Here is an 11,624-nt window from a genome sequence, read left to right as displayed (position 1 = left end):
CCTGCGACAGAGGGAGGCACCCATGGCCAAGACCGCGCGCGCAGCCAAGAAATCGACCAAAGCCAAAAAGCCGGCCACGAAGAAACCAGCGGCCAGGAAGCCAATCGGCGATCCCGCCACCGCCTTGCGGACAGCGCTTCTCCACCTCATCGCGACGCAGGGCTGGCGCGATCTGTCGCTGGCGGCGATTGCCGAGGAAGCCGGGCTCGACATGGCGGCAGCCCACGCCATCTATCCGACCAAGGCCGCGATCCTGCTGGCGCTGGCGCGGCAGACGGATAACGATATCCTCACCTCCTTGAAGGACGATCCCCTCGATGGCGATGCCAAGGACCGCCTCTTCGACCTTGTCATGCGGCGCTTCGATCATCTGCAGCAACAGCGCGACGCCTATCTCACCCTGCTGCGCGAATTGCCGCAGACACCGTTCGAAGCCGCATGCCTCAGCCGCCAGGTGCGCCGCTCCATGGCATTGATGCTGGAAACCGCCGGCATCAGCGCCTCCGGCCTCAAGGGCCTGCTGCGCGTGCAGGGCCTGATGGCGATCTATCTCGCCGGCCTCCACGCCTGGAAGCGCGACGACAGCGACGATCTCGCGAAGACGATGGCCGAAGTGGACAAACGCCTCGCCCAGGCCGTGAAGATCACCGAAATGCTGACACCGCGTTCGCGTGCGGCGTAATAGGTGGGCGACAGCAACGCGTCGAAAGCCCCCTCACCCCAACCCCTCTCCCGCGAGGGGAGAGGGGCTCTCGCCACACATATTTATCGAGACCTTCTGACAAGCTGAATCCTGCCGGCAAATCTCATTCCCTCTCCCCTCGCGGGAGAGGGTCAGGGTGAGGGGGTAAGCGATGGCTTTCGCCGACCTCCACCAACTAACGGGCACTCTCCCCACCCCAATGCCCGATGCAATCGCCGCGTTCGACGCGGCCCATGGCGCGTTGGCAGATGACGAGGCCGCCTTGGCGGGCGAAGACCGGTGTTGGGGTTTGGCCCGGCGTCTCGGGATGATGGATGAGGGCGATCTTTGCCCCATCGGCGATGCGATCGCCAAGTGCTACCACATGCTCGACGATGCCGGCTTCCATCGCATAGACGAACTGCGCTGCCTTCACCGGCAGCACCAGGGTCTCGGCGGGCTTTGGCGCCTGGGCGAGGCTGCCGGTATAGGCCCCCATGTCCTTGAGGATACGCAGGATGCCCCAATAGGCGATGTCGATATAGGCGCTGGTGAGCCTGCCGCCGCCGCCCAGCTCCGCGCCGATCGAGACGATGCCCTGGCGCGTCGCCGCTGCGGAAATATAGCGACCCTCCTGGTCTTCATCGAAGGTGATCTGATAAGGGGCGCCGAACAGCCGGCACAATTCCATCATGCGCGCATGCGGCATCGCGCAATTGGCCGACCAATCCGGCATCGCACAGGGCAGATAGAACAATGACGAGCCGCCGGAATGAATGTCGATATGAAGATCCGACCCCGGCATCAGCACCGTCTCGATGTAATGCGCGATGATCTGTGTCGGTGTCCCGGCGGGATCGCCCGGGAAGGCGCGGTTGAGATTGACATCGTCGATCGGCGAGACACGCAGGCCAGCTTGTCCCGCCGGAAAGTTTGCCATCGGCAGGATGATGATGCGGCCTTTGACGTCCTTGACGTCGATATCCTGGATGAGGCGCGACATCGCAATCTGCCCCTCATACTCGTCGCCATGCACGCCGGCGGAGAGAAATATCACCGGGCCTGTGCCATTCTTGATGCAGGCGATGGGGAAGGGCAGCCAACCATAGGCCGACCGATGCACCGAATGCGGCAGCCGCAGATAACCCAATTGCTTGCCGTCGCGGGTGAAGTCGATGTCGGTGGAAATGGGGCTTGCAGGCATGATGGCTCGCTGATCTGTGAACGCGCCATGCTAGGCGATGCCGGCGGCGGGTCAAGCTTTCTCAGCTTCAAGCCGATCGCACAGCGCGCGATCGGCCGGATCACCCCACCGCAATCATCCCTTTTCAACCTTCTGTCGTCTCCGCGGAATCGGCGCCGGAAAGATCATCGGCCTGGCGTAGTTTCGGGAACCACCACATCCACAGCAGGGTGACAACCAGCGTGCACGCGCCACCGATGACCGCCGCCGGTACGGGGCCGATATTCTGCGCCACAAACCCTGCCCGGCTCATGCCCAGTTCGTTGGAAGCGGAAATGAGGACGGAATTGACGGCATTGACGCGGCCGCGCAATGCATTGGGCGTCCAGAGCTGCAACAGGACTTCGCGGATATAGACGCTGATCATGTCGCTGGCGCCCATGACAAAGAGTGCCGCGACCGAGAGGATGAAGGAGCTCGACAGCGCAAAGACGATGGTCGCCACGCCGAACACGGCGACGGTCGCGAACATGATCGGTCCACCCCGGCGGCGCACCGGCCGCACGCCGAGATAGAGCGCCATGCAGAGGGCGCCCACACCCATTGCCGCGCGCAGTATGCCAAGTTCCTGTGCATTGGCGAACAGGATATCTTTCACGAAGATGGGGAGGAGGCCGATCGTGGTGCCGAGCAGAACGGCAAAGAGATCGAGCGTGGTGGCGCCGAGGACGATCTTCTCCGCCTTCATGTAGCGCACGCCGCCGAGCAGCGAATCGATGATGCCTTCCTCTTGCATCGGGGTTTGCGGAACGGCGCGGATGAAGAGTGTGGCAAGGCCGGCCAGAACGATCATGGTGAGGGCCGTGCCATAGGCAAGGTTCGGCGAAAACCCGTACAGAACGCCGCCCAAGGCGGGTCCGGCGATGGAACAGAACTGCCAGATGGCGGTGGAACAGGAAATGGCAGCACCGATATCCTCACGTTTCACCAGCGTGGGGGCAAGCGCGCGCGAAGCAGGGGCGAGGAATGCGCGGCCGGCGCCGAGGATGGCCAGGAATATGAGGATCGGCCAGATCCGTGCCGCCTCGCCGCCGGATGTCAAAGCGATCCCGAGGACCGCGCAGAACTCAACCGCCATGCAGATGCCGACGATATGCTTACGAGAGTAACGGTCGGCGAAGGTGCCGGTCAGAAGCAGCAGGAGCGGCGTCGGGATGAATTGCACCAGGCCGATCCAGCCGATGACCGACGGCGCGCCGGCAATCTCATACAAGCGCCAGAGCATCGCCACCGAGACGATTTCCGCAGCGAGGCTGGAGAAGAAGGCGTTGGTTTCGAGGAACAGGAAATCCCTGTTGCGCAGCACAGAGATCATATTGTGTTGGGTGGACATGCATTGCTCAGAACTGCGGCCGGCACCGGCGGAAGGCCGCATACTGGGCTATTGTCCACCTGAACGAAAGTGTCCTCTCTTCTCCATCAACCAGCGTTGCGCTTGCGGGTGGCAGCGGCCTTCTTGGCCGATGCCTTGCGGGCGGCCTTGGGTCTTGCCGCGGCGGCGGCACCGCCCTTGCGGCCACCCTTCCGGGCCGGCGCCTTGTTCATCTTCTTGCCGACACCCGAGCCGCCGGGCTTCTTGCCACCGCCGGTCATCTTGTTGACCGTGGCCCAGGCGCGGGCTTCGGCCTCGTCCTTGCCGATGCCGCGTTCCTCATAGCCCTCCTCGATATGCTCGGCCTGGCGTTTCTGCTTGTCGGTGTATCTGGATTTGTCGCCGCGGGGCATGGCTGCTCTCCTTTCCGGTCACTTGTCTAGACAAGTGGTTAATTTGCACGCGAGGTGCTCTAAAAAAACCAACCGAATCAAAGGGGGTCGGTTCCATTTTTTGATCACTATCGTGAATGTTAAAAATATAACATTTTTGGTTGACGAGTGATGTCAGCCCAGCGCATGCTAACAATTGCGTGCCCCAAGAACCGCCCGGCCAAAGCGGCAGACGGCGCCGCCAGGGAGAGTTGCTTCAATGTCCAGCCGTAAGACCGAGCGTGCCAACCAGCTGGCCGACGCCCTTGCCAAGCGCGGTGTGCTGCATCTGCGCGATGCCGCCGCCTTGCTGGGTGTCTCGGAAATGACCGTGCGGCGCGATGTCAGTGCCATGCCGGACCGCTTTGCCTATCTCGGCGGCCACATTGTCAGCGCCGACGACATTGCCGGCGGCTATGAACTGGGGCGCGAGGCGGACAGCCACGCCACCGCCAAGGAACGCGCCTGCCAGCATGCCCTGAAACTGATCGCGCCCGACGATACGGTGTTCATTGATTGCGGCTCGACACTCGAACATCTGGCCCAGCAAATACCGGTGGATCTCAGCATCACGGTGATCTGCTATTCCTTGAACGTGGCGGAAAAGCTCGCCCAGAAGCCGCATCTGCGGATGGTCATGCTGGGCGGCATCTATCACCCGGCCTCGGCCACCTTTTCCAGCGGCGAATGGCTGGAACCGTTGGGTCGATTCGGCATTAACAAGGCGTTCATTTCAGCCGGTGGGGTCGATGTGGAACGGGGCGCCAGCTGCTCGCATTTTCACGAAGTGCCGATCAAGCAGAAGGCGATCGCCAGCGCCTTGGAAAGCCATCTGGTGGTCGATTCCAGCAAGTTCGGCATCGTCAAGCCGGCCTATTTCGCGCGCCTCGCCGAATTCAAGGCCATCATCACAGAGGCCGGTGTCGCGGAAGCCGGGACGAAAGCTTGACGTGTTTCGGTCAAGATGTCATAAAGTGATCAGAATTTGGTAGAATAATAACATGTGCCAGCAAATGGCACGGGGCGGGAGGGAGATGCATACCAGCCCTGTGAGCTGCGTATGCACCCTTAAATTAATTTTGGAACGGTGTCGGCATGGCTGATCTGAAGATCGCGCCTATCCAGGGTCAAGTGGTGCATCCCACCGCCGGGCATAATGATGTCCCGCGCAATGTGGCACGGCCGCTCGATCTGGGCTGGGTGCGGGATGTGCGCGTCAATCTGTCGGCCGCTGAACGGCGCGTTGCCACACTGCCCGGGCGGCGCACGGTCAAGAAGGATGCGCAAGCAGCCTGGCTCCTGAAGGCCATCACCTGCATCGATCTCACGACATTGAATGGCGACGATACGGCAGCACGCGTGCAGCGCCTGTGCGCCAAGGCAAAATCGCCGGTGCGCCAGGATATCCTCGAAGCACTCGGCATGGCGGACCGTCATCTCACCACGGGGGCGGTCTGCGTCTATCACCGGTTTGTGGCGACCGCTGTTGAAGCCTTGGCTGGGTCGGGCATTCCGGTGGCGGCCGTCTCGACAGGCTTTCCGGCAGGCCTGGTGCCCCATGACATCAAGCTCAAGGAAATCGAAGCTTCGGTCAAAGACGGTGCGCAGGAGATCGACATCGTCATCACCCGCGAACATGTGCTGACCGGCAATTGGCAGGCGCTCTATGACGAGATGCGCGACTTCCGCGCCGCCTGCGGGGACGCGCATGTCAAGGCGATCCTGGCCACCGGTGATATCAAGACCATGCGCAACGTCGCCCGCGCCTCGCTGGTGTGCATGATGGCGGGTGCCGATTTCATCAAGACCTCGACCGGCAAGGAAGGCGTCAACGCGACCTTGCTGGTGACGCTCATCATGATCCGCATGATCCGCGAATATCAGGAGCGCACCGGCTTCAAGGTCGGCTACAAGCCCGCCGGCGGCATTTCGGCGGCCAAGGATGTGCTCAACTACCAGTTCCTGATGAAGGAAGAGCTGGGGCGTCCGTGGCTGGAACCCAATCTGTTCCGCATCGGCGCTTCAAGCCTTCTTGCCGATATCGAACGGCAGCTCGAACATCATGTGACCGGCCGGTACTCGGCCTATAACCGCCATGCGGCAGGATAAGATTATGAGTGTCGCCCGTTACTTCGACGAAATGTCCTATGGCCCGGCGCCGGAAGCCGATGGTGAGGCACGCGCCTGGCTGAAGAAGCACGAGGGCGGTTTCGGCCATTTCATCGGCGGCGCATTTCAGAAGCCCAGCGACGGCAAATATTTCGACGCCTTCGAACCGGCGACCGATGCCAAGATCGCGCGCGTGGCGCTGGGCAATGCGGCCGATGTCGATGCGGCGGTTGCCGCCGCGCGGAAGGCGCAGGGTCCGTGGGCGAAACTTTCCGGCCATGCGCGGGCGCGGCATCTTTATGCCCTGGCGCGCGCTGTCCAGCGCAATGGCCGCCTGCTGTCGGTGGTCGAGGCGATCGACAACGGGAAGCCCATCCGCGAAACGCGCGACATCGACATTCCGCTGGTGGCACGGCATTTCTATTACCATGCCGGCTGGGCGCAATTGCAGGCGAGCGAGTTTGCAGATCAGGTGCCGGTAGGTGTGGTCGGCCAGATCATCCCCTGGAACTTCCCGCTCCTCATGCTGGCCTGGAAAGTGGCGCCGGCCCTGGCGCTGGGAAATACGGTGGTTTTGAAACCGGCCGAGTTCACCTCGCTCGCCGCTTTGCTGTTTGCCGAGATTGCCGCGGAAGCCGGTCTGCCGGCTGGTGTCCTCAATGTCGTAACAGGTGACGGCAGCACGGGTGGCGCTGTCGTCGATCATGCCGGCATCGACAAGATCGCCTTCACCGGCTCATCCGAAGTGGGCAAGCTCATCCGCGAAAAGACCGCGGGTTCCGGCAAATCGCTGACCTTGGAGCTTGGCGGCAAGTCGCCCTTCATCGTGTTCGATGATGCCGATATCGATGGCGCCGTGGAAGGTGTGGTCGACGCCATCTGGTTCAATCAGGGCCAGGTCTGCTGTGCCGGGTCGCGCCTTCTCGTGCAGGAAGGCATCAGTGAGACGTTCCTCAATCGCCTGAAGCGCCGCATGCAGAATCTGCGTGTGGGCCATCCGCTCGACAAGGCGATCGACATGGGTGCGATTGTGGCGCCGGTGCAGTTGGAGCGCATCAAATCGCTGGTCGCAACCGGTGTTGCTGAAGGCGCCGAACTGTTCCAGCCGGATATCGACCTGCCCAAGGGTGGGTCCTTCTATCCGCCGACCTTGCTTTCCAACGTCCACACCGCTGCCACCGTGGCACGGGAAGAAATCTTCGGGCCCGTCCTGGTCAGCATGACCTTCCGCACGCCGGACGAAGCGGTGATGCTGGCCAACAATACGCGCTATGGCTTGTCGGCCAGCGTGTGGAGCGAGACCATCGGTCTTGCCCTCGACATCGCCCCGAAGCTGCAAGCCGGGGTGGTCTGGATCAATGCCACCAATCTGTTCGATGCCGCCGTCGGTTTCGGCGGTTACCGCGAATCCGGCTATGGCCGCGAGGGTGGCAAGGAAGGCGCCTATGAATATCTGAAGCCCAAGGCCTGGGCGGGGCGCAAGGCGCGCATGATCAGCGACGAACCGAAGGCGCTGGAAGAAACCGGCAGCTTTGGTCATCCGAGCCTCGACCGGACAGCGAAACTGTTCGTCGGTGGCAAGCAGGCGCGTCCCGATGGCAACTACTCCCGCGCCATCCTGTCACCGAAGGGTGCCAAGGTTGGTGAGGTGGGCGAGGGCAACCGCAAGGACATCCGCAATGCGGTCGCAGCCGCCCGCGGCGCCGAGAGTTGGGGCAAGGCCACGGCGCATAACCGCGCGCAGATCCTCTATTACCTGGCCGAGAATCTCTCGGCCCGCGCCGCCGAATTCGCCGGCCGCATCACGGCTATGACTGGTGTCTCCAAGGCCAAGGCGGAAGCCGAGGTCGAGGCCAGCATTTCACGCCTGTTCAGCTATGGTGCCTGGGCCGACAAGTTCGAAGGCACCGTGCACACGCCACCTTTGCGCGGTGTCGCCCTGGCGATGAACGAGCCCATCGGTGTTGTCGGTGTGGTGTGCCCGATTGAGGCACCGTTGCTGGCCTTTATCTCATTGGTGGCACCCTTGATCAGCATGGGCAACCGTGTGGTGGTGGTGCCCTCGGAGCGCCATCCGCTGGCGGTCACCGATTTCTACCAGATCATCGAGACATCCGACGTTCCGGCCGGCGTCATCAATATCGTGACCGGTGCCGCCAAGGACCTGACCAAGACCCTGGCCGATCACGACGATGTCGATGCGGTCTGGGTGTTCGGCGCCAAGGAGCTGTCGACGCTGGCCGAGAAACTGTCGATCGGCAATTTGAAGCGTGTCCTTGCGGATCACGGATTGGTGACCGATTGGTCGGATCCGGCGGCCGCGGAAGGTCAAATTTTGCTGAGGCATGCGGTACAGGTAAAGAATATCTGGATTCCCTATGGCGAGTGAATAGAGTGACCCCTGTTTGAAGTAGTGGGGCAAAGCGGTTGTTCAAAGCCGTAGAAACAAAAGTGATGGGGAGGAAGAGACCGTGCTGAAGAACATCAATCCGCTGTTGAATGCGGATGTCCTCTATGCATTGCGCGCCATGGGCCATGGCGATCGCCTGGTCCTGTGCGACACCAATTTTCCGGCGGATTCGATCGCGCGCCAGACGCGCCTTGGCAAATTGCTGCGGATCGACAATGTGACGACCGCCCAGGCCACAGCCGCCATTCTTTCCGCGATGCCGCTCGACAGTTTCATTCCCGATGCGGCCATGCGCATGGAGATCGTCGGCAATCCGACCGAGATTCCGGCCGTCCAGAAGGAAGTGCAGGCCGAGATCGACCGCGCCGAGGGCAAGTCCTGGCCGATGGTGTCGGTCGAACGCATGGCCTTCTACGAGGTCGCCAAGAAATCCTATTGCGTCATCGCCACCGGCGAACGCCGTTTCTATGGCTGTTTCATGTTCACCAAGGGCGTCATCCCGCCCGAGACGAAGTAAGTAAGGGGCCACGCACGTGTCCAGCCAAGAAGGCGTTGCCATTCTGGGGATTTTCGTCGCCGATCTCGCCTTCATGGGCGACCGGATGCCGAAGATCGGCGAAACCATTGCCGGGTCGGGCTTCAAGATGGGGCCGGGCGGCAAGGGCTCGAACCAATCCGTGGCGGCAGCCCGGCTCGGTGCCAAGGTGACGTTCATTTCCAAGATCGGCCGCGATACGTTCGGCGAGATTGCGCAGAAGACCTGGAAGGAAGAAGGCATTCATGCCCAGGTCGGCCTGTCCGACGTGGACCCGACCGGCGTCGCCTTCATCTATGTAAACGACAAGACCGGCGAGAACGCGATCATCGTCTATCCCGGTGCCGCCGGCACCTTGTCGCCGGCCGATGTCGAGGCGGCTGCCGACCAGATCCGCGGCGCCAAGGTTTTTGTGACCCAATTGGAACAGCCTGTGGCCGCGGCGCAACGGGCGCTGGAGATCGCCAGGGCAGCCGGCGTCATTACCGTGTTCAATCCGGCCCCGGCCGAAAAATTCCCGCAGGCGATCTATCCGCTGTGCGACTACATCGCCCCCAATGAAAGCGAGGCGGCGGCGCTGGTCGGCTTTCCGCTCGACAGTTTGGACGATGCGCGCCGTGCCGGCGATGTCTTGTTAGCTAACGGCGCAAAAAATGCGCTCATCACCCTCGGCGAGCGCGGCGCGCTGTTGCATTCGAAGGGCAATTCAATTCATGTACCTGCTGTGTCGGCAGGCAGCGTGATCGACACCGCCGGTGCCGGCGACGCGTTTGTCGGCGGCTTTTCGGCAGCGATCGCCAGCGGAATGGCACCGGCAGAAGCCGTCCGCTTCGGCTGCACGGTGGCGGGGCTCTCGGTCACCAAGCGCGGCACGGCGCCCTCGATGCCACAGCGGGCGGCGGTCGATGCCTTGCTGGCCGTCAAAGTATGATTAGGTAGTGGGATGCGCAACGATCCGATCAAATATTTCTTCATCTGGCCGGCACTCTTCGTGGTGCTGGCGATCTCGATCTTTCCGCTGATCTATTCGCTGACCACCAGCTTCATGAGCTTCCGCCTGGTGCCGCCGATCCCACCGCGCTTCGTCGGCCTGGACAATTACACCAGCCTGCTTGCCAATCCGCGTTTCTGGCATGTGACGCTGACGACCAGCATCATCGCCTTCATCTCGGTCGCCATCCAATATGTGATCGGCTTTGCCGTGGCACTGGCGCTCCATGCCAAGGTGCCGGGCGAAAAACTGTTCCGGGTCGGTTTCCTGCTCCCCATGCTGATCGCCCCGGTGGCGGTGGCCCTCATCGCGCGCCAGATCTTCAATCCGACGCAGGGTCCGCTCAATCAGTTCATGACCTTCCTGGGCTTCCCCAACCTGCCGTTCCTCACCGAGACGCATTGGTCAATCGGCGCCCTCATTACGGTCGAAGTCTGGCAGTGGACACCCTTCATCATTCTGATGCTGCTGGCGGGCCTCGCCACCTTGCCGGACGATGTCTATGAAGCGGCCTCGCTGGAAAATGCCGGTTCCTGGCGGCAGTTCTGGGACATTACCTTTCCGATGATGCTGCCCATTTCGGTGGCGGTGGTCTTCATCCGCCTCATCGAGAGCTACAAGATCATCGACACCGTCTTCGTGCTGACCGGTGGCGGACCAGGTGTTTCCACGGAGACGCTGACCCTCTTTGCCTATCAGGAGGGCTTCAAGAAGTTCAATCTTGGCTATACCTCGGCATTGAGCTTCCTGTTCCTGATCGTGATCACGGTCATTGGCGTGGTCTATCTCGCGATCCTCAAACCCTATCTGGCGAAACATCGATGAGCACCCGCACTCTCAAAGGCGCGCCGCGCTATTTCGCCCTGCTTGGCATCGTGTTCTGGGCGCTGTTCACGCTGTTCCCGCTCTATTGGGTGGCGGTGACCTCGTTCAAGACCTCGCTCTCGGTGGTGGGGCATGCCACGTTCATCCCGTTCGTCGATTTCGAGCCATCGTTGCAGGCCTGGAGCGAATTGCTGTCCGGTGAGCGCGGCGAGTTCTTCAACAATGTCATCGCCTCGACGGTTATCGGTCTTTCATCGGCCGTTCTGGCCACAGCCATTGGTGCCATGGCGGCCTATGCGCTGGTGCGCTTCCCGTTCAAGGTGAAGCTGGCCTCGGGTCTCGCCTTCTTCGTGGTGGCGCTGGGCGGCTATCTGCTGGGCTCCTATGGGCTTGGCTTCGGCCGCGCCGCCTCGATGCTGATCGCCTTCATCGTGGCCCTCGTCGCGTCGCTGCTGACCAACCGCCTCAGGGTGCCGGGGCCGGTGATGGGCAATGAGGACATCATCTTCTGGTTCGTCAGCCAGCGCATGTTCCCGCCCATCGTCACCGCCTTTGCACTGTTCCTCATGTATACCGAAGTCGGCCGCATGGGCTTCAAGCTGGTCGACACCTATGTCGGCATGGTGCTGGCCTACATCGCCTTCAGCTTGCCGATCGTGGTGTGGCTGATGCGCGATTTCTTCGCCGCTTTGCCGCTCGAGGTGGAGGAGGCTGCGATGGTCGACAATGTGCCGAGCTGGCGTATCTTCACCGGCATCGTGTTGCCGATGTCGGTCCCGGGCCTCATCGCCACCTTCATGATCACCTTGGCCTTCGTGTGGAACGAGTTCCTGTTCGCGCTTTTCCTCACCAATGCCAAATGGCAGACGCTGCCCATTCTCGTGGCCGGCCAGAACAGCCAGCGCGGCGACGAATGGTGGTCGATTTCCGCCGCTGCTCTGGTTGCCATCATTCCGATGATGATCATGGCGGCGCTCTTGAGCAGGCTCATGCGGTCAGGCCTGCTGCTGGGAGCCATCAAATAGGCCATACGATTTTACCAACTACCTAAGTTTACCAAACGCGCTAATCAACAAAGAGAAAACG

Annotated in this window: 11 protein-coding genes; 8 read left to right on the top strand and 3 right to left on the bottom strand. The window is 61.7% G+C overall.

Translation table 11 applies throughout. The features are described 5' to 3' along the window. The first annotated feature begins 22 nt into the window (after positions 1-22). A complete protein-coding gene (locus AC1DWZ_RS17445) occupies positions 23-682 on the top strand; it encodes a TetR family transcriptional regulator (RefSeq protein WP_477170204.1) in 660 nt (219 codons plus the stop codon). Positions 683-878: 196 nt separating this feature from the next. Here the strand turns inward: AC1DWZ_RS17445 and AC1DWZ_RS17440 are convergent, their stop codons facing one another. From AC1DWZ_RS17440 to AC1DWZ_RS17430, 3 genes are all read right to left on the bottom strand, one after another. Then, positions 879-1,886: a succinylglutamate desuccinylase/aspartoacylase family protein gene (locus AC1DWZ_RS17440; protein ID WP_477170203.1), complete on the bottom strand. Its 1,008-nt coding sequence runs from the start codon at positions 1,884-1,886 to the stop codon at positions 879-881. A gap of 124 nt (positions 1,887-2,010) precedes the next feature. Continuing rightward, positions 2,011-3,258 carry an MFS transporter gene (locus tag AC1DWZ_RS17435; RefSeq protein ID WP_477170202.1) on the bottom strand — a complete coding sequence of 416 codons (1,248 nt, stop codon included), beginning with the start codon at positions 3,256-3,258 and terminating at the stop codon, positions 2,011-2,013. An 86-nt stretch (positions 3,259-3,344) separates the two neighbouring features. Beyond that, positions 3,345-3,650 (bottom strand): hypothetical protein, encoded by a 306-nt coding sequence (locus AC1DWZ_RS17430; RefSeq protein WP_477170201.1) that lies wholly within the window; start codon positions 3,648-3,650, stop codon positions 3,345-3,347. Between the two features lie 238 nt (positions 3,651-3,888). Here AC1DWZ_RS17430 and AC1DWZ_RS17425 point away from each other — a divergent pair, with 238 nt between their 5' ends. The 7 genes from AC1DWZ_RS17425 (at position 3,889) to AC1DWZ_RS17395 (ending at position 11,563) form a co-directional block, all read left to right on the top strand. Further along, positions 3,889-4,617: a DeoR family transcriptional regulator gene (locus AC1DWZ_RS17425; protein ID WP_477170200.1), complete on the top strand. Its 729-nt coding sequence runs from the start codon at positions 3,889-3,891 to the stop codon at positions 4,615-4,617. A 146-nt stretch (positions 4,618-4,763) separates the two neighbouring features. Next, complete coding sequence (gene deoC / locus AC1DWZ_RS17420; protein ID WP_477170199.1) at positions 4,764-5,777, top strand: deoxyribose-phosphate aldolase; 1,014 nt, start codon at positions 4,764-4,766, stop codon at positions 5,775-5,777. 4 nt (positions 5,778-5,781) lie between these two features. After that, positions 5,782-8,166: an aldehyde dehydrogenase family protein gene (locus AC1DWZ_RS17415; protein ID WP_477170198.1), complete on the top strand. Its 2,385-nt coding sequence runs from the start codon at positions 5,782-5,784 to the stop codon at positions 8,164-8,166. A gap of 82 nt (positions 8,167-8,248) precedes the next feature. Continuing rightward, a complete protein-coding gene (locus tag AC1DWZ_RS17410; protein WP_477170197.1) occupies positions 8,249-8,704 on the top strand; it encodes an RbsD/FucU family protein in 456 nt (151 codons plus the stop codon). Positions 8,705-8,720: 16 nt separating this feature from the next. Then, the gene (rbsK, locus tag AC1DWZ_RS17405; RefSeq protein WP_477170196.1) at positions 8,721-9,653 is read left to right on the top strand and encodes a ribokinase; all 933 of its coding nucleotides are present in this window, start codon (positions 8,721-8,723) and stop codon (positions 9,651-9,653) included. 12 nt (positions 9,654-9,665) lie between these two features. Further along, a complete protein-coding gene (locus tag AC1DWZ_RS17400; RefSeq protein WP_477170195.1) occupies positions 9,666-10,538 on the top strand; it encodes a carbohydrate ABC transporter permease in 873 nt (290 codons plus the stop codon). Further along, positions 10,535-11,563 carry a carbohydrate ABC transporter permease gene (locus AC1DWZ_RS17395; protein WP_477170194.1) on the top strand — a complete coding sequence of 343 codons (1,029 nt, stop codon included), beginning with the start codon at positions 10,535-10,537 and terminating at the stop codon, positions 11,561-11,563. Before AC1DWZ_RS17400 ends, AC1DWZ_RS17395 begins: the two co-directional genes overlap by 4 nt. Positions 11,564-11,624: the final 61 nt, after the last annotated feature.

It is taken from the genome of Dongia sp. P2_B8 (assembly GCF_056404715.1).
Note: the sequence above shows the minus strand (reverse complement) of the source record. Positions and strands in the feature narration are given on the sequence as shown.